This window comes from uncultured Sphaerotilus sp. (assembly GCF_963924895.1).
Classification (GTDB): domain Bacteria; phylum Pseudomonadota; class Gammaproteobacteria; order Burkholderiales; family Burkholderiaceae_C; genus Sphaerotilus.
Map to the genome: position 1 here is coordinate 25,190 of NZ_CAWURG010000051.1, position 20,742 is coordinate 45,931.

A 20,742-nucleotide genomic window follows, 5' to 3' on the forward strand; every position below is an offset into this window, starting at 1 on the left:
GATCAACCTTTCTTCCTCAGTTTCATCAGGCGCGGCAAGACTAGCACCATCAGCACCACCACCAGCAGCGTCGCCGACATCGGCCGCTCCAGGAAGACGCCCCACTGGCCTTCGCCGATGGACAGCGCGTTGCGCATCTGCGCTTCCGCGAGCGGGCCGAGGATCATGCCCACGATCACCGGCGCCGTCGGGAAGCTGAAGCGGCGCATCACCACACCCAGCAAGCCGATCGCGACCATCAGCAGCAGGTCGAAGGAACTCTGGCGCATCCCGTAGACACCCACCGTCGCGAAGATCAGGATGCCCGCGTACAGGTAGCTCTTCGGGATCTTCAGCAGCTTGACCCACAGCCCCACCAGCGGCAGGTTCAGGATCAGCAGCATCACGTTGCCGATGTAGAGCGAGGCGATCAGCGCCCAGACCAGCTTGGCGTTGGTGTCGAAGAGCTGCGGTCCTGGTTGAATACCGTAGTTCTGGAACGCACCGAGCAGGATGGCCGTCGTGTTCGAGGTCGGGATGCCCAGCGTCAGCAGCGGGATCAGCGTCGCGGTGATCGCGGCGTTGTTGGCCGCTTCCGGGCCGGCCACGCCTTCGATGGCGCCGGTGGTGCCGAACTCCTCGGGGTGCTTCGAGAGCTTCTTTTCCGTCGCATAGCTCAGGAAGGTCGGGATCTCGCTGCCGCCGGCCGGGATCGTGCCGAAGGGGAAGCCGATCGCTGTCGCGCGCAACCACGCCGGCCACGAGCGACGCCATTCCAGCCGGGTCATGTGGACCGAGGTGAGCTTGTTCTGGGTCTCCTGCGTGCGGCCCTGGAAGAGCACTGCATACAGCGCCTCGGCCACCGCGAACAGGCCGACCGCGACCAGCACGACCTCCATGCCGTCCATGAACTCGGGCACGCCGCCGGTGTAGCGGGCCTGGCCGGAGATCTGGTCGATGCCGATCAGGCCCATCGCCAGACCGATGCCGAGTGCGGTCAGGCCGCGCAGCGTGCTCTGGCCGAGCACGGCGCTGACGGTGCAGAAGGCCAGCAGCATCAGCATGAAGTATTCGGGCGGGCCGAGGCGGATGGCGTAGGTCGCGACCACCGGGGCGAACAGCGTCACCAGCACCGTGGCGATGGTGCCCGCGACGAAGGAGCCGATCGCCGCCGTGGCCAGCGCCGCACCGGCGCGGCCGTTCTTGGCCATCTTGTTGCCTTCGAGCGCGGTGACCATCGAGCCGGCCTCGCCCGGCGTATTCAGCAGGATCGAGGTGGTCGAGCCGCCGTACATCGCGCCGTAGTAGATGCCGGCGAAGAAGATCATCGACGCCGTCGGCTCCACCTTCAGCGTGATCGGCAGCAGCATCGCCACCGCGGTGGCCGGCCCGATGCCGGGCAGCACGCCAACCGCCGTCCCGAGCGTGCAGCCCACGAGCGCCCACAGCAGGTTGATGGGCGTGCCCGCGGTCAGGAAACCCTGCAGCAGGTTGTTCCAGATGTGCAGCGCATCCATGTCAGAGCCAGCCCGTCGCGGTGAGTCCGGGCAGGCTGATGGCCAGCGCCTTCGTGAACATCCAGTAGACCGGCGCCGAGATGGCCATGCCGATCAGGGCGTCGGTGATCCAGGCGCGCAGGCGCAGGTCCAGCCGCCCTTCCGACGACTTGAAGCCGCGCACCGCCAGCACGAAGCACAGCGCGCAACTGAGGATGAAGCCGATCTTGGTGATCAGCACCGCGTTGAGCACGATGCCGGCCGTGACCCAGGCGAAGCCGGGCCAGTGGCCACGGTCGGCGCCGTCCGTCTCTTCCATGTCGCGGAAGCCGCCGGTGCGGGCCTCCCAGATGAGCCAGAGGCCGCACAGGCCGAGCAGGACCGACACCACCCAGGGCAGGAAATTGGGGCCGACACCCGCGTAACCCGCCTCGGAGGAAATGGAGATCGCTCCCCACGCCAGCCCCAGCGCCAGCACCACCACCCCGGCACCCAGCCAGGTCTGGTGCCGCCGGGACTCGGCCAGCAGGGCATCACGCGCAGTGTCGGCCATGGTTCAGATCATCCCGGCCTTGACCATCGTGGCGCGCAGCGCGGCGAACTCGCGGTCGACGAACTCGTCGAAGGCGGGGCCAGCCAGCCAGGCGTCGGTCCAGCCGTTCTTCTCCATCGCCTCCATCCAGCCCTTGGACTTGACGGTCTTCTGCAGCAGGTCGGTCAGGGCCTTGCGCTGGGCCGGGGTGATGCCGGGAGCACCGTAGACGCCGCGCCAGTTGCCGATCTCGACGTTGTAGCCCTGCTCCTTCATGGTCGGCACGGTCGGTGCCAGCTTCAGGCGGGTCGGCGAGGTGACGCCGATCGGGCGCATCTTGCCGGAGTCGATGTACTGCTGGAACTCGCTGTAGCCGCTGCCACCGACCGAGACGTTGCCGCCCAGGATGGCCGCGATCGCCTCGCCACCGCCACGGAAGGGCACGTAGTTGATCCTGGTCGCGTCAACGCCGATCTCGCGCGCCAGCATGGCCGCGGCGATGTGTTCGGTCGATCCGCGCGAGCCACCGCCCCACTTGACGCTGCCGGGGTCCTTCTTCACGGCATCGACCACGTCCTTCATCGTCTTGAACGGCGACTCGGCCGGCACGACGAAGACGTTGTATTCGCTGGTCAGGCGCGCCACCGGGGTCGCGGCGGTCAGCGACACCGGCGGCTTGCCGGTGATGATGCCGCCGATCATCACGGCGCCCATCACCATCAGCGTGTTCGCGTCGCCCTTGCTGCCGTTGACGAACTGCGCCAGGCCGATCGCGCCGGCCGCGCCGCCCTTGTTCTCGTACTGCACGGTGTTGACGGCACCCGCGTCCTGCATGGCCTTGCCCAGCGCGCGGCCGGTGCCGTCCCAGCCACCGCCCGGGTTGGCGGGGATCATCATCTTGAGGTTGACGTCGGCGGCCTGTGCAGGCAGCACGCCCGCAGCAGCCATGGCGGCCAGAGACTTGAGGAAGGTGTCGCGACGCATGGGGGAACTCCTGGGCGGATGGTGGGGGGATGATTCTGAACGGGACAGCAGCGATGGTGGCCGCGCTGTCTGTCAAACGGCTGTCCGAGTACCTAGGGGAAATGCGGGGTTCCAGAGGGACAAGCTTCGGGGGCCGACGCGCTAGGCTCCCGCCCATGAAACTCCTGCTGATCGAAGACAACGCCACGATGCAGACCACGCTGCGCCGCGCCTTCGAGCGGCGCGGCATCCAGGTCGTTGGCTGCGACGACGGCGCCCGCGCGCTCGACCGCTGGGAGGCCAGCCAGCCGGACGTGGTGCTGCTCGACCTGAGCCTGCCCGGGCTGGACGGTCTGGAGGTGCTGAGCCGCGCCCGCAGCGCCGGCTGGACCACGCCGGTGGTGATCCTGACCGCCCGCGGCACGGTCGGCGACCGCATCCTGGGCCTGAACACCGGCGCGGACGACTATCTCGCCAAACCCTTCGATCTGGACGAACTGGAGGCGCGGGTGCGGGCGCTGGTGCGTCGCTCCGGCGCGGCCGGCAGCGGACCGAGCCGGCAGCCCGACACCTTCTGCGGCCTGCACGTGGATGCCGACAGCGGCGCCGTCTACCTGCACGGCGCCCCGATGGAGCTGACCGCGCGCGAACTCGCGCTGATGCGCGCCCTGCTCGCCCGGCCCGGCCATGCGGTGGCGCGCGAGCGGCTGTTCGAGCTGGTCTTTCCGGGTGAAGCCGACGTGCAGGCCGAGGCGATCGAGGTCGTGGTCTACCGCCTGCGCAAGAAGCTGGCCCAGACCGGCGCGCAGCTCGTCACGCTGCGCGGTCTGGGCTATCTGCTCAAGGCCGCGGCCTGAATCCCGATGCCGGAGCCCTTGTCACTCCTCGCCCGCTGGCACCGGCTGCACGAACACCTGTCGCTGCGGGCCTATCTGCTGATCGGCATCCTGGGGCCGGTGGCGGTGCTGGTGCTGATCAACTCGGTCAGCGTCTACCGCGAGGCGCTGGAGTCGGCCGACACCGCCTACGACCGCACGCTGCTGGCCTCGGCCAAGGCGCTCGGCGAACACCTGGACATCGCCCCGGACGGGCAGGGACAAGGCACGGTCGTCACCGCCACGGTGCCCTACTCCGCGCTCGAAGCCTTCGAGGCCGACAACCGCAGCCGCATGTACTTCCGCATCAGCGACATGCAGGGCCGCATGATTTCCGGCTTCGAGGACCTGCCGGTCTGGCGCGGCACGCTGCCCGCACGCAGCGTCTATGCCGCGCTGGTCGATTTCTACGACGCCGAATTCCGCGGCCAGCCGGTGCGGGTGGCGGTGCTGCTGCAGCCGGTGGCGGGACGGGACGGCGTCGGCATGGCCACGATCCAGGTCGCCGAGACGCTGGAGCTGCGCCACTCGCTGGCCCGCGAGCTGCTGCTCGGCACGCTCTGGCGCCAGGCCGCGCTGATCGCGGTGATCGCGGGCGTGGTGGTGTGGGTCGTGCAGCGGGCGACGCGGCCGGTGCGCCAGCTCAGCGCCCAGCTGCAGCAGCGCGGCGACGGCGACCTGACCCCCCTCGTGGCCGACGAGGCGCCGCGCGAGCTGCAGCCGCTGATCGACGCCAACAACGCGATGATGGCGCGGCTGTCTCAGCTGCTCGACCACCAGAAACGCTTCGTGCGTGACGCCTCGCACCAGCTGCGCACGCCGCTGGCGGTGCTCAAGACGCAGGTCCAGTCGGCCCGCCGTGGCGACATCGACGCCGGGCAGGCGCTGGCCGAGATCGAGCACACCGTGGACGGCGCCACCGAACTGGCCAACCAGATGCTGGCCCTCGCCAAGGTCGAGCAATTGCGCCAGCAGGGCCAGGCACCGGTGCTCGACTGGGCCGGTCTGGTCCGTGACGTGGCGATCGACCTTTCTGCCCTGATCGCCGACCACGGGCTGGAGTTCTCGATCGAGACCGACCCGGCCCCCGTGCGCGCCCATGCCTGGGCCTTGCGGGAACTCGTGCGCAACCTGCTGCACAACGCCATCAAGTCCACGCCCGACGGCTCGGCGCTCGCCATCCGGCTGCACAGCGACACACGCCACGCCACGCTGACGATGGCCGACAGCGGCCCCGGCATCCCGGCCGCGCAGCGCGCGCACCTGTTCCGCCCCTTCGCCGCCGGCCGCAGCGCGGACAACCTGCGCACCGGCGCCGGCCTCGGGCTGGCGATCTGCCAGGAGATCGTGCAGTCGCTGGGTGGCGCGCTGGTGCTGGACAATCGCACCGATCCCGACGGGCACACCCTCGGGCTGGACGCCACCGTGCGCCTGCCTCTGGCCGATCCGACGCCCCCTGACCCCAACCCGTCCAACAGCCGATGAGCAGCAAGTCCCGCCCTCCCCCACCGCCTGCGCCGATCCCGGGCCAGCGCCTCGACAAGTGGCTCTGGGCCGCGCGGTTCTTCAAGACCCGCACGCTGGCGGGGGACGAGATCGAGCGCGGCCGCGTCCTGGTCAACGCCCAGCACGCCAAGCCCTCGCGGGAGGTGCGGCCCGGCGACCGCCTGAGCCTGCGCCAGGGCAACAGCCCGGTGGCGCGCGAGGTGCAGGTGCTCGGGCTGTCCGAAGCGCGTGGCCCGGCGCCCCAGGCGCAGCTGCTCTACACCGAAACACCCGAGAGCATCGCCGCCCAGGCCGAGTGGCAGGTCCGCCGGCCGTATGCGGTCGACCCGGCCGTGGCCATGGAACAGGGCCGGCCCACCAAGTCGGACCGCCGCCAGCTGGTCGAGTGGCAGCGCTGGAGCGCCTCGCTAGACGACGAGTCCTGAGCGCGGGGCCGCGGTCAGCGGTCCGCAGAATGCAGCTTGATCTTGCGGGCGGCCATCTGCAGCCAGTCCGCTGACAGCGTGCCCTCGACCTCGATCTCGCTCGACGTGCCGGCCAGTGCCACCAGCGCCGCCACGGTCAGCGGCTCGCCCAGGTAGACCGACTCCGCCCAGGTGACCGTCAGCACCGGGTCGCCCGGCCGGCGGCGCATCGTCAGCCGGCGGGCCGTGGGGTCCACGGTCAGCACCAGCCCGCGGCGCTCCAGCCGGCTCTTGGTGCCCGCCGGCTCGGGTGAACAGACCACCGTGCTGGCCGTCAGGCCCTGTGCGGTGGCCACTCCCTTGACCACGACATACAGGTCATCCGCCAGCGACGGTGCGCGGCAGGCCGCCAGATCGATCTGCGCGGTCGGCGCCAGCGTCACCAGGGTGTCGCGCAGGCTGAACGTGCGCGCCGTGGCGGACCAGTCATCCAGTGTGCCCCGCAGTTCGGCGCCGGCAGTGGCGGAACCCAGGCGCTCGATGCGGGTCGCCAGCCAGCGGCCATTGCTGTTCAGCACCGCCGTCGCCTGCACATAGGCCCCATCGCCCAGCGGCTGCCCTGCGGACACGATCTGCGTGTCGGCATTGACCAGCAGCCCCACGCCGTCCAGTTCGAACGAGGTCCCGGTCCAGACGCCGACCAGTCCGGCGCGGCTCAGGGTGCTGGCCGCGCCGGTGCTGCCGCTGCCGGCCGTGCCAATCGACATCACCTGCACCTTGCTGGCGTCGAGGTGCAGCGTGGCCGGATCAAAGGCCGACTCGGCCGCAAACACGGTCACCGCGCGGCCGTCCAGCAGCTCGATGCCCTGCGGCTGCAGCGCCGACGACGACGGCAGCTGCACCGTCAAGGCCCCCAGCCGGAAACTGCGCGCCCCGCCGCTGCCGGCCGCCGACAGCGCGGCCACCGTCCCGCTGACCCGCACACCCGCCAGCGCACTGCGCCGGGTGATGCGCGTGGCCACCAGCCGCACATCGGTGGGAGCAGCGCCGGTGCGCTGCATCAGTGCGTGCACGTCCACCGCATCGCCGAGCTGGAGGTCGGCCAGGCTGTTCAGCGGCGCCTCGAAGGCCGTCACCGGTCCGCGGGCCGGGTCGGTGTTGACGGCGACCGTCTGGCCCAGCACGCCGACGGTGTCGCCGGTGCGCTCGCTGATGCGGCCCGAGACGCTCGGCACCAGCTCGATGCGCTGCAGCACCTTGGCACCATTGGCATCCGCGCCGAATTCCAGCGACACCCGGTGGCCCAGACGCACATCGCCCACCTCGACGTCGGTGCCATTGCGGCTGACCTCGGTCTTCGCGGCGCTGTCGTCGTAGCGGGCGCCGTCGACGATCACGCTGCCCAGGCCCGACACCGTGCCCACGTTCAGACCCACCAGCACCGGACTGCCGGTGCCATTGGTCCCCACGCTGCCACCGCCACCGCCACAGGCCACCAGCACCGCCAGCAGCCCGGCCACCAGCGCCACCACCAGCCCGATCCGTCGATTCGAAACACGCATCTGTTCATCTCCTGCCAGATCAACCCCAGCCATTCAGTCCTCCCCGGGGTTGTTCGATTTGTTCACTTCAAGATGGTAATAAATCCCGAAGCGCGCCCGGGTATTCCGTTCATCGGAATGATCCGGTGTCGGCTGGCGACCACGCGCCGCATCCTGGGCGATCTGCGCGTGCGCCTCGCGCACCATGCCCTCCAGCGCCACGCCCCAGAGCTGCCGCGCCACCTCGCCCAGGTGATGGGCCGAGGCCGCACTCAGACCGTCGGCAAAGACACTCTGTTCGAGCAGCCGCTCGGACGGCAGCTCGGCCTGCAGGTTGTGCACCGCTGCGGCGATGTGGTCGGCCACGTTGACCGCCATCGTGTGCACCGCAGCGGGATCGTGCAGCGGCAGGACAAAGCGGTCGGAGAGCAGGCGCACCCGCTCGGGCTGCACCTCGACCAGCTGCAGCCGCTCCAGTTCTTCCAGCAGCGTGCGGGGATGGACATCGCGCGAGGCTTCGCGCGCCAGCGCCTCGAAGCTCGGGGCCGGACCATGCCGCGGCAGCTCCCGCCGGATCTCGCCGGCCGGCTCCCGGTAGGCCGGGTCGGTGATCCACTGCGAGAAGAGCGCCGAAGCCGGGGTCGGCGTCAGGCGCGACACGGACGCCGACGCGCCCGTCGGCTCGTGGTGGGCCTCCATGAAGGCGCGCACCTCCTTGCGGTGGATGCCGGTGAGCACGCTCAAGGCCGAATCGGTCACGCGGCGCCCACGCCGGGCCAGATCATCGTGGCCCTCGGTCAGATAGACCCCGCGCAGGGTGCGTACCAGTGCATTCAGCGGGATACCCTGCACCAGCAGCCAGCGCACCAGCGGTGCCAGCATCACGGCGATGTCGTCGAGCGACTGCTCGGCAGGGGTGGGTGAAATCGGTTCGGTCATCATCGGCAAACATGCCCGCACCCCGGCCGAACTCCCCCGGCCGCACAGCGCGCGGACATTCCAGCCTGCAAGTGTGACAGTTATCACAGCCTCGTCCGGGTGTGTTTCGTCAACTTCTGTCACACGCCCCTCTTGAAGTCTGGCGCGACAACCTCATTTCGCTACCCAGTCGCTGCAAAAACAGGCAAGGAAAAGACTCTCCAATGTCCGACAACCAGAACCCCTCCCCTTACCAAGACACCGAGCCCGCGTCGCTGAACACCCCGCCCGCGGACACGGCCGAGACGGCCGCCAGCGAAGCCGCTGCACACATCGCCGAACTCGAAGCCAAGAATGTCGAACTGGCCGACGCCTACCTGCGCTCCAAGGCCGAGGCCGACAACACCCGCCGCCGTGCCGACGAGGAAATCGCCAAGTCGCGCAAGTTCGCGGTCGAAGGGTTCGCCGAGAGCCTGCTGCCGGTGAAGGACAGCCTCGAAGCCGCACTGGCCACCCACGCCAGCGGCCAGGGCTCGCCGGAGCAGGTGCTCGAGGGGGTGAACATCACGCTGCGCCAGCTGGTGCAGGCGCTGGAGCGCAACAAGGTCGTCGAGATCAGCCCGCCGGTCGGCACGAAGTTCGACCCGCACCAGCACCAGGCCATCAGCGTGGTGCCCGCCGACCAGGACGCCAACACCGTCGTGATGGTGCTGCAGAAGGGGTATCTGATCGCCGAGCGGGTGCTGCGCCCGGCCCTCGTCACCGTGGCCGCGCCGAAGTAAGGCCTTGACCCAGCACAAATAACAGGCCTGTCCGTTGTCCCGGGGCATCGATGCCCCTTGAAACCGGCCGGACAAGCCACAGATCACAGACAACCAAACAATTTTCCGGAGCTTCAACACCATGGGCAAGATCATCGGCATCGACCTCGGCACCACCAATTCGTGCGTGGCCGTCATGGAAGGCAACACCGCGAAGGTGATCGAGAACAGTGAAGGCGCGCGCACGACGCCGTCCATCATTGCGTACCAGGAAGACGGCGAGATCCTCGTCGGCGCCTCGGCCAAGCGCCAGGCGGTCACCAACCCGCGCAACACGCTGTACGCGGTCAAGCGCCTGATCGGTCGCAAGTTCACCGAGAAGGAAGTGCAGAAGGACATCGACCTGATGCCCTACACCATCGCTGCCGCCGACAACGGCGACGCGTGGGTGGAAGTGCGTGGCAAGCGCATGGCGCCGCCGCAGGTCTCGGCCGAAGTGCTGCGCAAGATGAAGAAGACCGCCGAGGACTACCTCGGTGAAGAAGTGACCGAAGCCGTCATCACGGTGCCGGCCTACTTCAACGACGCGCAGCGCCAGGCGACCAAGGACGCCGGCCGCATCGCCGGTCTGGACGTCAAGCGCATCATCAACGAGCCGACCGCCGCCGCACTGGCCTTCGGTCTGGACAAGCATGGCAAGGGCGACCGCAAGATCGCGGTGTACGACCTGGGTGGCGGCACCTTCGACGTCTCCATCATCGAGATCGCCGACGTCGACGGTGAAATGCAGTTCGAAGTGCTGTCGACCAACGGCGACACCTTCCTGGGCGGCGAAGACTTCGACCAGCGCATCATCGATTTCATCGTCACCGAGTTCAAGAAAGAGCAAGGCGTCGACCTGACCAAGGACGTGCTGGCCCTGCAGCGCCTGAAGGAAGCCGCCGAGAAGGCCAAGATCGAGCTGTCGAACTCCTCGCAGACCGACGTGAACCTGCCGTACATCACGGCCGACGCCAGCGGCCCGAAGCACCTGAACATCAAGCTGACCCGCGCCAAGCTGGAGTCGCTGGTGGAAGAGCTGATCGAGCGCACGATCGCCCCCTGCCGCACCGCGATAAAGGATGCTGGCGTGGCCGTCAGCGCCATCGACGACGTGATCCTGGTCGGCGGCATGACCCGCATGCCCAAGGTGCAGGACAAGGTCAAGGAGTTCTTCGGCAAGGAGCCGCGCAAGGACGTGAACCCGGATGAAGCCGTGGCCGTCGGTGCCGCCATCCAGGGCCAGGTCCTGGGCGGCGACCGCAAGGACGTGCTGCTGCTCGACGTCACCCCGCTGAGCCTGGGCATCGAGACCCTGGGCGGCGTGATGACCAAGATGATCACCAAGAACACGACCATCCCGACCAAGTTCGCACAGACCTTCTCGACCGCGGACGACAACCAGCCGGCGGTGACGATCAAGGTGTTCCAGGGCGAGCGCGAGCTGGCCACGGGCAACAAGCTGCTGGGCGAGTTCAACCTCGAGGGCATCCCGCCGGCCCAGCGCGGCACGCCGCAGATCGAGGTGAGCTTCGACATCGACGCCAACGGCATCCTGCACGTCGGCGCCAAGGACAAGGCCACCGGCAAGGAAAACAAGATCACCATCAAGGCCAACTCCGGCATCTCGGAAGAAGAGATCCAGAAGATGGTGCGTGACGCCGAGGTCAACGCCGCCGAGGACAAGAAGAAGGTCGAGATCGTGCAGTCGAAGAACCAGGGCGATGCCATGGTCCACTCGGTGCGCAAGTCGCTGACCGACTACGGCGACAAGCTCGAAGCCGGCGAGAAGGACAAGATCGAAGCCGCGATCAAGGCCGTCGAGGAAGCCATCAAGGGCGACGACAAGGAACTGATCGAGGCCAAGACCAACGAGCTGATGACCGCCAGCCAGAAGCTCGGCGAGAAGATGTACGCCGACATGCAGGCCCAGCAGGGTGCTGCAGGCGCCGCCGGTGCGGCTGGTGCGGCTGGCGGCGAGGCCCCGAAGTCGGATCCGTCGAACCCGGACGTCGTCGACGCCGAGTTCAAGGAAGTGAAGAAGTGATCTGCTGATCCACCCGCTGGTGGTCCCCGCCGCGTTCGAGACTGGTGCTGCCTGCAGCACTGTTTGCTCGGCGCGGCGTTCCTGTTTGAAAAGCCTGCCTCCGTCCAATCGGAACGGGCTTGCTGCTGTCGGAACTGTCCATGGCAAAGCGTGACTACTACGAAGTCCTCGGCGTCGCCAAGAACGCGAGCGAAGACGACATCAAGAAGGCCTATCGCAAGATGGCCATGAAGCACCACCCGGACCGCAACCAGGGTGACGGCGCCAAGGCGTCCGAAGAGAAATTCAAGGAGGTCAAGGAGGCCTACGAGATGCTCTCCGACGCCCAGAAGCGCCAGGCCTATGACCAGTTCGGTCATGCGGGCGTCGATCCGAACGCGGGCGGTTTCCGCGGCGGCCCGGAGGGCTTCGGCGGCGGCGGTTTCGCCGAGGCCTTCGGCGACATCTTCGGCGACATCTTCAGCCAGGGCGGCGGTGGCGGTGGCCAGCGGCGCGGCGGCCAGCAGGTCTACCGTGGCGCGGACCTGTCCTACGCGATGGAGATCACGCTCGAGGAGGCAGCACTCGGCAAGGAAGCGCAGATCCGCATCCCCACCTGGGAAGAGTGCGACACCTGCCACGGCAGCGGCGCCAAGCCAGGCACCAGCGCCAAGACCTGCACGACCTGCCACGGCTCGGGTACGGTGCATCTGCGCCAAGGCTTCTTCAGCATCCAGCAGACCTGCCCGCACTGCCACGGCACCGGCAAGATCATTCCCGAGCCCTGCACCACCTGCAACGGCCAGGGCAAGGTCAAGAAGCAGAAGACGCTGGAAGTCAAGATCCCGGCCGGCATCAACGAAGGCCAGCGCATCGCGCTGCGTGGCCACGGCGAACCCGGCACGCAGGGAGGCCCGGCCGGCGATCTCTACGTCGAGATCCGCATCAAGCAGCACGACATCTTCGAGCGCGACGGCGACGACCTGCACTGCACCGTGCCGGTCAGCGTCATCACGGCCGCACTCGGTGGCTCGGTGTCGGTGCCGACGCTGGGCGGCGAGGCCGAGATCGAGTTGCCTGAAGGCACGCAGCACGGCAAGACCTTCCGCCTGCGCGGCAAGGGCATCAAGGGCATCCGCTCGAACTACCCCGGCGACCTGTACTGCCACATCCAGATCGAGATCCCGATCAAGCTCAGCGAGCACCAGCGCAAGCTGCTCAAGGAGCTGGACGAGTCGCTCAAGAAGGGCGGCGACAAGCACTCGCCGACCGCCAAGAGCTGGACCGACCGGATGAAGGACCTGTTCAAGTAAACCCGCCAGCCGCTACCGAAGCCCCCATGTCCGATCGTTTCCTGAACACCGACAAGGTCGATGACCTGCTCGACACGCTCTTCCTGCACGAGGACGTGCGCGTCGATCTCGTCTCCCGGCTGCGGGGGCTGGTGCTGGCGGCCGATCCCGCCATCTGCGAGGAGGTGAAGTACGGCGGGATCCTGTTCTCCGCCGGCTCGCCCTTCTGCGGCATCTTCTCGCACCCCCGGCACGTGATGCTGGAGTTCAGCCGCGGCGCCGAACTGGCAGACCCGGACCACCTGCTGGAAGGTGACGGCAAGAAGCGCCGCCACCTCAAGCTGACGGTGCCGACCGACCTCAAGCGCAAGAAGGTGCGCGAGTTCGTGCTGCAGGCGCTGGCAGCCACGGTCGCCGTTCCGCGCCAGCGCATGGGGAAAAAGACACGGCCCTAAGCGCTGCAAACGGGCAGGTGTCAGGTCACTGGAGTACTGTGTGGTTCTCCACCACACAGGAATCAACCGTGACCACCTCCGCCCAACGATCGCTCGCCGACATCCAGCGGCAGATCCATGCGCTGGGAACCGCCGTCCCCTTCGTGGTGAACCACCGGCTCACCCGACTCGCCGCAGCCGGCGCCCAACCGTCCGCAGTCGACCAGGAAGAGTTCACCGCCATGGGCATGGAAAAGCTCGCCGCGCTGCAGGAATCCCTGCAGGCGATGACGCTGGCCAGCCTGGATGCGTCCCAGAAACTGGCAACGGCCTATGCGCACTGGTCGACCATTCCCTGGTCGATGGTGCATCCGCAGACCGCCTGGTCGCTGATGACGGACACGCCGCTGGCGGTGCTGAGCGCCGGTCTGAGCCCGGTCAGCGAACGCGCCAGCGACAACGCCCGCCGACTCGGTCACACCTCCGGCATCGAGCCGTAAAGACAGGCGCTGTCGCGCCCCGCCCGCTTGGCCTGGTACATGGCCATGTCGGCGTGCCGGAGCAGCGTCGCCGCGTCCGGCCCGTTGTCGGGGTAGAGCGCGATGCCGATGCTCGTGGTCAGCGTGACGGCCCGCCCCTCGATGAGGAAGGGCTGGCGCATCACCTGTCCGATCCGGTGGGCGACGACCAGCGCATCGTCCGGTCCGTCGATGTCCAGGATCAGCGCGGTGAACTCGTCGCCGCCCAGCCGGGCGAACTCGACCTCCAGCCCATCCGGGCTGGCACGCGACACCATGTCGGCCGGACGCAATTCCAGTCGGAAGCGATCGGCCGCGGCCTGCAGGATCAGGTCGCCCGCACTGTGGCCCAGCGTGTCGTTGATGGTCTTGAACCCGTCGAGGTCCAGGAACAGCACCGCCAGCTTGTGCTGCGCATGGTCGGCGCGCCCGATTTCCCGGCTGATGCGCTCCATGAAGGACACGCGGTTCGGCAGACCGGTCAGGCCGTCGAAGTAGGCCGCCCGGGCCACCCGCAGTTCGACCTCCTTGCGCCCCGTGATGTCCCGCGCCAGCGCGATGAAGCGTGGCAGCTGCCCGCCGGCGGTGGCCTTGCGGGCGACAGACAGCTCGAACCAGCGCAGGCCGTGCGGCAGCGCCAGCTCGTACTGCTTGCCGAAGGAGGTGCCATGGGCATAGGCCGCCTGCAGCGCCGACAGGCCGACCGCAGCCACATCCGGCGGCATCACCTCGCTCATCAGGCGGCCGACGAGCCGCTCGGGCGACTGCGACAGCAGGACCGAATTCGGCGAATGGCAGTCGAGGAAGCGCCCCTCCAGGTCCAGCTCGAACAGCAGGTCCGGGATCGCGGCCAGCACGGCCTCGTGGCGGGCCTGGGCCTGCTTCAGTTCGAGCAGGTTCTGGTGGCTGCGCAGCAGGTAGCGCACCCGGTGCCCCACCAGTGCCCAGTTCAGGGGTTTGGGAATGAAGTCGGTGGCCCCGATCTCGTAGGCACGCTCGACCGACTGCACGTCGTCCATGCCGGTGACCATCGCGATGGGCACCAGATCGTCCGACGCGGCCCGCATCCGGGCGCAGACCTCGTAGCCGCTCAGGCCGGGCATCTCGACGTCCAGCAGGACCAGGTCGAAGGCCTCGGCGCTGAACTGGCGCAGCGCATCCTCGCCATCGACCGCGAGCACGACGTCGTAGCCGGCCTTGCGCAGGGCCGCACGCATCATCAGGCGCGCCGTGGCGTCGTCGTCGACGACCAGAATCCGGGGGAGCGCTGTCGTCACGCCGAATCCTTGGTCCAGGCGCGCCAGCTGGCCAGCGTGCGCACCCGCTGGTCCGGGCGGGTCGGTGTCAGGAAGTACAGCGGGCACATGGTGTTTCGATCCCCGGCTCAGTAGCGGTAAGCGAGGCGGATCCGCACGCTGCGCCCGTCCTGGTCCAGCGCGTTCTGCCAGTTGCTGTCGGCATTGGGCTGGGCATGCGGCTTGTCGAACAGGTTGCGGATGCCCAGGGACAGCTCCAGCCCCGGCGCCAGGGTGTCGGTGCGCAGATGCAGGTGGGTGATGGCAGAGCCGCCGAGCCGGGTGCCGTCGGCACTCAGGCGCGGGCGCTCGGCCTGCCACTCGACGCCGGCGTGCAGACCCGCCCAGGGCAGCGGCGCCGATAGATTGAACTTGCCCAGCGCGGCAGGCGCATTGAGCAACGGGGCACCGCTGGCGTAGCTGGCGTTCTGCAGCGACACGCTGCCACGCAGCCGGACGCCGGCCGCCCAGGTCTTGTCGGCCGACAGCTCCACGCCCTTGGCACGCACGGCCTCGCCGGACTGGTATTGCGGCAGTCCGGTGACCGGATCGGTGCCCAGCGTGACCAGGTCGCGCATGGTCCAGCGGTAGAGGGTGCCGCGCAGCGTCAGGTCCCGGCCAACGCGGCGGTCGGCCATCAGTTCGAGGGTGTCGATGCGCTCGCCACCGAGGCGCGGGTTGGCGGTCAGGCTCACGCCGTCGCCAAAGTCGCGCTCGTAGGCGTTCGGGGCGCGGTGGGCGCGGCCGTAGAGCGCCTTGATGGTGGTGTAGGAGGCGGGCCGCCAGACCAGCGCGACACGGGGGCTGGCTTTGGTGCCGGTGCGGTCGTTGCGGTCTTCCCGCAGGCCGAGGGTGCTGACCAGGGTGTCGCAGACGTGCCACTCGTCCTGCACGTACAGGCCCAGCCGGTAGCCCGGAATGCTGACCCGCACGTCGTTGGCCGGGCTGGCCAGATCCCGCACGACCTGTTCGGAACGCCGGTTGTCCTGCCCTTCCAGACCGACCATCAGGCGGTGTCCGGCCCAGGCATCCGACAGCAGGCGCAGCTCCGCACCGCGCCAGCTGCTGGCGGTCGCCCCTTCGAAGGGCGCCCCATAGATGAACCGGCCCCGGAAACGCTGCTCGCCCGTGAACAGCCGGCCGAGCACGTGGAGCGCGCCGTCCGCGAACCGGTCGCTGTACTGCAGGTGCGCGAGATCGAAGCGGTCCGCCTCGAACTGGCCTGCGACGAGCGGGTCGGACTGGCCGGCGCCGGTCGGATCGTCCTTGCGGCGCGCGCCGTGCACCACGTCGAAGGCCCAGGGACCGCTGGCCACGCGGGCGAGGAACTCCTGGTCGCGCTCGCCGTCCAGCCCGGCCGCGACGCCGGACAGGCCACTGGCGCCGAAGGTGTGGAAGCGGTCCTCGCCGCGCGCGTGCAGACCCGAGACGGACAGCAGCACATCCATGCCGCTGTCGAGCCGCCGGCCCCAGCTCACCCGCCCTTCGCGCAGGCGCTGCGGCGACTGGGCGGCGGCCGCCAGCTCGGTGCCGCCCAGGTCGGCGCCGCTGCGGGTGACCACGTTGACCACGCCGAACATGGCGTTCTGCCCATAGACCGCGCCGCCCGGCCCTGGCAGGAACTCGATGCGTTCGACCAGGTCCATGTCGACCGGGAAGTCCCGTCCGATGTAGGCCTGGTCATAGACCACGTCGTTCAGGCGATTGCCGTTGATGGTGACCAGCAGCCGGGTGTTGTAGTCGCCGGGCAAGCCGAAGCCGCGCGTGCCGACGTAGGCGTACTGGCGGTCATAGGTGGTGTGGACGCCGGGCAGGCTGGCCAGCGCCTCGTCGAGCGTGCGCCAGCCGAAGGCGCGGATCTCGGGGCGCGAGATCACGCTGACGGCGGCCGCCACCTCGCTCTGTTTCTGCTCGTACTTGGAGGCACCGGTGATGGTGACTTCGAGCAGCTGCTCCAGGCTGAGCGCCGTGAGGTCTTCGCCCGCCGTGACAGCCCCGCTGCCGAGTCCACCGAGGAAGCCCCCGAACGCGAGACACAGCGGCCGCAGCCGGATGCCATGGCGGAATGCAGGCCGACTGCGAGCGGGTACTTCGGACATGGCGCACAGATAAGCTGGGTTGCGCCGATCCTATGCACGCCGTCGTGGCGACAGCCCCGGGAAAAGCTCGCTGGATCCGGGCCTGTTCAGCCAGCGGGGGGGCGCCTGCGGTCCGGCCACGCTCCTGCCTGCAGCCACTCGGCCAGCACCTCGTCGGTGTGCTGGCCCAACACGGGAGGCGCCGAGCGGTACACCACGGGCGTCGCCGACAGCCGGACCGGATTGGCCACGCCCGGCACCGTCCCCGCCAGCGGATGCGGCAGTTCGACCCGCAGCCCGCGCGCCAGCACCTGCGGATCGGCGAAGACCTCGTCGAGCCGGTTGATCGGCCCGCAAGGCACCGCACGCGACTCCAGTGCGGCGACCCATTCGCGGGTGGTGCGCATCACCGTCGTCTGCCGCAGCAGCGGGATCAGCACGGCCCGGTTTGCCACCCGCGCCGCGTTGGTCGCGAAGCGCGAATCGCCCGCCCACTCGGCACGGCCCGCCACCTCGCAGAAGCGCGCGAACTGCCCGTCGTTGCCGATCGCCAGGATCATGTCGCCGTCCGCGGTCGGGAAGTCCTGGTAGGGCACGATGTTCGGGTGCGCATTGCCCATGCGGCCGGGCACCTTGCCGCTGATCAGGTAATTGCCGGCCTGGTTCGCCAGCGCAGCGACCTGCACGTCGAGCAGCGCCAGGTCGATGTGCTGGCCTTCGCCGGTGCGGTCGCGGTGCTGCAGCGCGGCGAGGATGCCGATGGCGGCGTGCAGCCCGGTCATCACGTCGGTCAGCGCCACGCCCACCTTCTGCGGACCGGCGCCCTCCTCCGCGTCGCCGCGGCCGGTCACGCTCATCAGCCCGCCCATGCCCTGGATCAGGAAATCGTAGCCGGCGCGTGGCGCGTACGGACCCGTCTGGCCGAAGCCGGTGATCGAGCAGTAGATCAGCCGCGGGTGGCGCGCGCAGAGCGTTTCGTGGTCCAGCCCGTACTGCTTCAGCCCGCCGACCTTGAAGTTCTCCAGCACGACATCCGCCTCGGCCGCCAGCCGCTGCAGCAGATGCTGGCCGTCCGGCGTCGCCATGTCGATCGCCACCGAGCGCTTGTTGCGGTTGGTGCAGAAGAAGTAGGCGGCGTCCGCCGTGTCGCGCCCCTCGGCGTCCTGCAGCCACGGCGGGCCCCAGCTGCGCGTGTCGTCGCCGCTGCCGGGGCGCTCGACCTTGACGACGTCCGCGCCCAGGTCCGCCAGCATCTGCGAGGCCCACGGCCCGGCCAGCACGCGGGACAGGTCCAGCACCTTCAGGCCGTTCAGCGCGGTCGGGGTCATCGGCGCGCTCCGCTCAGAACGCCGGGATGCCGGTGATCGCGCGGCCGAGGATCAGCGCGTGGATGTCGTGCGTGCCCTCGTAGGTGTTGACCACTTCGAGGTTGACGAGGTGGCGCGCCACGCCGAACTCGTCCGAGATGCCGTTGCCGCCGAGCATGTCGCGGGCGGTGCGGGCGATGTCGAGCGACTTGCCGCAGGAGTTGCGCTTCATGATCGAGGTCAGGTCGATCGCCGCCGAGCCGTCGTCCTTCATGCGGCCCAGCCGCAGACAGCCCTGCAGGCCCAGCGCAATCTCGGTCAGCATGTCGGCCAGCTTCTTCTGGATCAGCTGGTTCGCGGCCAGCGGCTTGCCGAACTGCTTGCGGTCCATCGTGTACTGGCGCGCCGTCTCGAAACAGAACTCGGCCGCCCCCAGCGCACCCCAGGCGATGCCGTAGCGGGCGCTGTTCAGACAGGTGAACGGCCCCTTCAGCCCGCGCACGTCCGGGAAGGCGTTCTCTTCCGGGCAGAACACGCTGTCCATGACGATCTCGCCGGTGATCGACGCCCGCAGGCCCACCTTGCTGTGGATGGCCGGCGCGCTCAGGCCCTTCCAGCCTTTTTCCAGCACGAAGCCGCGGATCTGGCCGCCGTCGTCCTTGGCCCAGACGACGAACACATCCGCGATCGGCGAGTTGGTGATCCACATCTTGGAACCGGTGAGCGCATAGCCGCCGTCCACCTTGCGGGCGCGGGTCACCATGCTGCCGGGGTCGGAGCCGTGGTCCGGCTCGGTCAGGCCGAAGCAGCCGATCCACTCGCCGGTGGCCAGCTTCGGCAGGTATTTCTGCTTCGTCGCCTCGTTGCCGAATTCATTGATCGGCACCATCACCAGCGAGGACTGCACGCTCATCATCGAGCGGTAGCCCGAATCGACCCGCTCCACCTCGCGCGCCACCAGCCCGTAGCAGACGTAGTTCAGGCCTGCGCCGCCGTACTGCTCGGGGATCGTGGAACCCAGCAGGCCCAGCGCGCCCATTTCGCGGAAGATCGCCACATCGGTGGTCTGGTTCCGGAACGCGTCGGTGACCCGCGGCATCAGCTGGTCCTGGCAGTAGGCGCGTGCGGCATCGCGCACGGCGCGCTCGTCGTCGCTGAGCTGTGCGTCGAGCAGCAGCGGGTCTTGCCATTGGAAGGAAGCGTGCTTTGGGTGGGCCATGTCGGTATCTCCAAGTTCTATGGGTGCATATCCTAGAGGCGCAGAGCCGCAGATTCAAACGAGAATATTGCATGCAGATCTTCCTTGAACGCACTCCGTGAAACGCCGCATCCCCAGCACCGCCGCCCTCACCGCCTTTGATGCCGCAGCCCGCCATGAAAGCTTCACGCGCGCCGCCGAGGAACTGGCGCTGACACAAAGCGCCGTGTGCCGGCAGGTCGCCGGGCTGGAAGCAATGCTGGGCGTGAAGCTGTTCCGGCGCACGCGGCGCGGCGTGAAGCTCACCGACGAGGGCCGCGGCTACGCCGGCCGCGTGGCCGAGCGGCTCGACGCGCTGGAGCGCGACACGCTGGAGCTGATGGCGGGCGCGGGCGGCACGCCGGTGATCGAGCTGGCGGTGGTGCCGACCTTCGGCACGCGCTGGCTGCTGCCGCGGCTGCCGCAGTTCATGCCGGGCGCGGTGCAGATCAACCTGCACACCCGCACCCGCCCCTTCCTGTTCGACGACACGCACTTCGACGCCGCGATCTACGCCGGCGACGGCCACTGGCCCGGCTGCATCACGCGCCAGGTGCTGGCCGAGCGGCTGATCGCCGTCTGCAGCCCGGCCCTGGTGGCCGCGATGGCGCCGCCGCACACGCTGGACGCACTGGCCCGCCTGCCGCTGCTGCAGCAGACCACCCGGCCACACGCCTGGCGCCGCTGGTTCGAGGCCGGCGGCCTGGCCTGCGACGGCGACCTGCGCGGGCCGCGCTACGAGCAGTTCTCGATGAGCGTGCAGGCGGCGGTGCTCGGCCTCGGCGTGGCGCTGGTGCCGGACTTCATGGTCGAGGAGGAACTCGCCCAGGGCCGCCTGCTCCAGCCCATCCCGCAGGCCCACGACAGCGACCGCGCGTACTACTTCGTCGTGCCGGAGGGCCGCGAGCACGACCCCCTGCTCGCCGGCTTCGGCGACTGGCTGGCCCGGACCGCCGCGGAGCCGCCCCGGTGCTGACCCGGCGCACGCCGCAAAGCCCGCAGCACCTGGCCATGCTCGGCGGCCTCTGGCTGTCCTGCGTCGGACAACTGCCGCTGTGGCAGGCGCTGCACGGGCTGCCGGAGCTGGCCGACGGCCGCGCACCGGTCTTCATCGGCTCGACCATGGTGCTGGTGGCCGCCCTCTTCACGCTCGCGCTCAGTGCGCTGGCGTGGCCGCGGGTGATCCGCGGCGCGCTGACGCTGGCCCTGCTCGGCACGGTGTGGAGCACGCCGGCGGCCGACTGGGGCGGCATGCCGGCCGTGACCCAGTTCGTCGTGCTGGCCGGTGGCCCGCTGGCCTGGCTGTGGAGCCGCCCGGTCCGGCACGCGCCAGACGCCTGGGCCCAGCTCTTGAACAACCTCGGTCTGGCCATGGTGGCCGCCGGGGTGGTCGCCGCGGTCCTGATCCTCAGCGTGGCCGACTTTTCGTGGATGTGGCTGCAACACGCCACCCTGCTCGAGCTGCTGTCGCCGATCCGCGTCTGGCGCCTGCTCGGATCCGTCCACATTGCCTGAACTTTGCCGCATCGCCCAATTTGATC

General features: G+C 69.0%; 19 protein-coding genes. 10 read left to right on the top strand and 9 right to left on the bottom strand.

Going from position 1 to position 20,742, the window contains the following annotated elements; genetic code table 11:
- Positions 1–2: 2 nt before the first annotated feature.
- From AABN02_RS18270 to AABN02_RS18280, 3 genes are read right to left on the bottom strand one after another with little or no spacing between them, the layout of a single operon-like run.
- The gene (locus tag AABN02_RS18270) at positions 3–1,496 is read right to left on the bottom strand and encodes a tripartite tricarboxylate transporter permease (protein ID WP_338416342.1); all 1,494 of its coding nucleotides are present in this window, start codon (positions 1,494–1,496) and stop codon (positions 3–5) included.
- Between the two features lies 1 nt (position 1,497).
- The gene (locus tag AABN02_RS18275; protein ID WP_338416343.1) at positions 1,498–2,028 is read right to left on the bottom strand and encodes a tripartite tricarboxylate transporter TctB family protein; all 531 of its coding nucleotides are present in this window, start codon (positions 2,026–2,028) and stop codon (positions 1,498–1,500) included.
- A gap of 3 nt (positions 2,029–2,031) precedes the next feature.
- Positions 2,032–2,991: a tripartite tricarboxylate transporter substrate-binding protein gene (locus AABN02_RS18280; protein WP_338416344.1), complete on the bottom strand. Its 960-nt coding sequence runs from the start codon at positions 2,989–2,991 to the stop codon at positions 2,032–2,034.
- Between the two features lie 155 nt (positions 2,992–3,146).
- Between AABN02_RS18280 and AABN02_RS18285 the strand changes: the two genes are divergently transcribed.
- Genes AABN02_RS18285 through AABN02_RS18295 form a run of 3 tightly spaced genes read left to right on the top strand, consistent with a single transcriptional unit; the run spans position 3,147 to position 5,776 of the window.
- Positions 3,147–3,827 (top strand): response regulator transcription factor, encoded by a 681-nt coding sequence (locus AABN02_RS18285; protein ID WP_338416345.1) that lies wholly within the window; start codon positions 3,147–3,149, stop codon positions 3,825–3,827.
- A gap of 18 nt (positions 3,828–3,845) precedes the next feature.
- Positions 3,846–5,330, top strand: coding sequence for a sensor histidine kinase (locus AABN02_RS18290; protein WP_338416346.1), 1,485 nt, complete (start codon positions 3,846–3,848; stop codon positions 5,328–5,330).
- Complete coding sequence (locus AABN02_RS18295; RefSeq protein ID WP_338416347.1) at positions 5,327–5,776, top strand: RNA-binding S4 domain-containing protein; 450 nt, start codon at positions 5,327–5,329, stop codon at positions 5,774–5,776. Before AABN02_RS18290 ends, AABN02_RS18295 begins: the two co-directional genes overlap by 4 nt.
- Before the next feature lie 14 nt (positions 5,777–5,790).
- On the opposite strand, the gene AABN02_RS18300 is transcribed toward AABN02_RS18295, so the two are convergent.
- Positions 5,791–7,317: a DUF5666 domain-containing protein gene (locus AABN02_RS18300; protein WP_338416348.1), complete on the bottom strand. Its 1,527-nt coding sequence runs from the start codon at positions 7,315–7,317 to the stop codon at positions 5,791–5,793.
- A gap of 33 nt (positions 7,318–7,350) precedes the next feature.
- Positions 7,351–8,235: a DUF6502 family protein gene (locus AABN02_RS18305; protein ID WP_338416349.1), complete on the bottom strand. Its 885-nt coding sequence runs from the start codon at positions 8,233–8,235 to the stop codon at positions 7,351–7,353.
- A gap of 203 nt (positions 8,236–8,438) precedes the next feature.
- On the opposite strand from AABN02_RS18305, the gene grpE reads away from it, so the two are divergent.
- The 5 genes from grpE to AABN02_RS18330 all read left to right on the top strand — a co-directional run bounded on the left by grpE (position 8,439) and on the right by AABN02_RS18330 (position 13,266).
- Complete coding sequence (gene grpE / locus AABN02_RS18310; RefSeq protein WP_338416350.1) at positions 8,439–8,996, top strand: nucleotide exchange factor GrpE; 558 nt, start codon at positions 8,439–8,441, stop codon at positions 8,994–8,996.
- Positions 8,997–9,117: 121 nt separating this feature from the next.
- Positions 9,118–11,061 carry a molecular chaperone DnaK gene (gene dnaK / locus AABN02_RS18315; protein ID WP_338416351.1) on the top strand — a complete coding sequence of 648 codons (1,944 nt, stop codon included), beginning with the start codon at positions 9,118–9,120 and terminating at the stop codon, positions 11,059–11,061.
- Positions 11,062–11,201: 140 nt separating this feature from the next.
- Entirely contained in the window at positions 11,202–12,353 is a 1,152-nt protein-coding gene (gene dnaJ, locus AABN02_RS18320) for a molecular chaperone DnaJ (protein ID WP_338416352.1), read from the top strand.
- Between the two features lie 26 nt (positions 12,354–12,379).
- A complete protein-coding gene (locus AABN02_RS18325; protein WP_338416353.1) occupies positions 12,380–12,787 on the top strand; it encodes a DUF1801 domain-containing protein in 408 nt (135 codons plus the stop codon).
- 68 nt (positions 12,788–12,855) lie between these two features.
- A complete protein-coding gene (locus AABN02_RS18330) occupies positions 12,856–13,266 on the top strand; it encodes a polyhydroxyalkanoate granule-associated phasin (protein ID WP_338416354.1) in 411 nt (136 codons plus the stop codon).
- Here AABN02_RS18330 and AABN02_RS18335 read toward each other — a convergent pair.
- From AABN02_RS18335 to AABN02_RS18350, 4 genes are all read right to left on the bottom strand, one after another.
- Positions 13,242–14,561, bottom strand: a complete 1,320-nt coding sequence (locus tag AABN02_RS18335; protein WP_338416355.1) for a diguanylate cyclase — start codon at positions 14,559–14,561, stop codon at positions 13,242–13,244. The two genes, AABN02_RS18330 and AABN02_RS18335, sit on opposite strands and share 25 nt — an antisense overlap.
- Positions 14,562–14,668: 107 nt before the next feature.
- Entirely contained in the window at positions 14,669–16,678 is a 2,010-nt protein-coding gene (locus tag AABN02_RS18340; protein WP_338416356.1) for a TonB-dependent receptor, read from the bottom strand.
- 86 nt (positions 16,679–16,764) lie between these two features.
- Complete coding sequence (locus tag AABN02_RS18345; RefSeq protein WP_338416357.1) at positions 16,765–17,985, bottom strand: CaiB/BaiF CoA-transferase family protein; 1,221 nt, start codon at positions 17,983–17,985, stop codon at positions 16,765–16,767.
- A gap of 13 nt (positions 17,986–17,998) precedes the next feature.
- Positions 17,999–19,183: an acyl-CoA dehydrogenase gene (locus AABN02_RS18350; protein WP_338416358.1), complete on the bottom strand. Its 1,185-nt coding sequence runs from the start codon at positions 19,181–19,183 to the stop codon at positions 17,999–18,001.
- A gap of 97 nt (positions 19,184–19,280) precedes the next feature.
- On the opposite strand from AABN02_RS18350, the gene AABN02_RS18355 reads away from it, so the two are divergent.
- A complete protein-coding gene (locus tag AABN02_RS18355) occupies positions 19,281–20,177 on the top strand; it encodes a LysR substrate-binding domain-containing protein (RefSeq protein ID WP_338416359.1) in 897 nt (298 codons plus the stop codon).
- Positions 20,171–20,716 (top strand): phosphoethanolamine transferase domain-containing protein, encoded by a 546-nt coding sequence (locus tag AABN02_RS18360; protein WP_338416360.1) that lies wholly within the window; start codon positions 20,171–20,173, stop codon positions 20,714–20,716. Before AABN02_RS18355 ends, AABN02_RS18360 begins: the two co-directional genes overlap by 7 nt.
- Positions 20,717–20,742: the final 26 nt, after the last annotated feature.

Bases quoted from the DNA above. Each gene is read 5' to 3' on its own strand.
- AABN02_RS18345 (WP_338416357.1), bottom strand. From the start codon at position 17,985: ATGACCCCGACCGCGCTGAACGGCCTGAAGGTGCTGGACCTGTCCCGC.
- AABN02_RS18285 (WP_338416345.1), top strand. From the start codon at position 3,147: ATGAAACTCCTGCTGATCGAAGACAACGCCACGATGCAGACCACGCTG.
- AABN02_RS18280 (WP_338416344.1), bottom strand. From the start codon at position 2,991: ATGCGTCGCGACACCTTCCTCAAGTCTCTGGCCGCCATGGCTGCTGCG.
- grpE (WP_338416350.1), top strand. From the start codon at position 8,439: ATGTCCGACAACCAGAACCCCTCCCCTTACCAAGACACCGAGCCCGCG.
- AABN02_RS18325 (WP_338416353.1), top strand. From the start codon at position 12,380: ATGTCCGATCGTTTCCTGAACACCGACAAGGTCGATGACCTGCTCGAC.
- AABN02_RS18300 (WP_338416348.1), bottom strand. From the start codon at position 7,317: ATGCGTGTTTCGAATCGACGGATCGGGCTGGTGGTGGCGCTGGTGGCC.
- AABN02_RS18305 (WP_338416349.1), bottom strand. From the start codon at position 8,235: ATGACCGAACCGATTTCACCCACCCCTGCCGAGCAGTCGCTCGACGAC.
- dnaJ (WP_338416352.1), top strand. From the start codon at position 11,202: ATGGCAAAGCGTGACTACTACGAAGTCCTCGGCGTCGCCAAGAACGCG.
- AABN02_RS18350 (WP_338416358.1), bottom strand. From the start codon at position 19,183: ATGGCCCACCCAAAGCACGCTTCCTTCCAATGGCAAGACCCGCTGCTG.
- AABN02_RS18275 (WP_338416343.1), bottom strand. From the start codon at position 2,028: ATGGCCGACACTGCGCGTGATGCCCTGCTGGCCGAGTCCCGGCGGCAC.
- AABN02_RS18340 (WP_338416356.1), bottom strand. From the start codon at position 16,678: ATGTCCGAAGTACCCGCTCGCAGTCGGCCTGCATTCCGCCATGGCATC.
- AABN02_RS18270 (WP_338416342.1), bottom strand. From the start codon at position 1,496: ATGGATGCGCTGCACATCTGGAACAACCTGCTGCAGGGTTTCCTGACC.
- AABN02_RS18295 (WP_338416347.1), top strand. From the start codon at position 5,327: ATGAGCAGCAAGTCCCGCCCTCCCCCACCGCCTGCGCCGATCCCGGGC.
- dnaK (WP_338416351.1), top strand. From the start codon at position 9,118: ATGGGCAAGATCATCGGCATCGACCTCGGCACCACCAATTCGTGCGTG.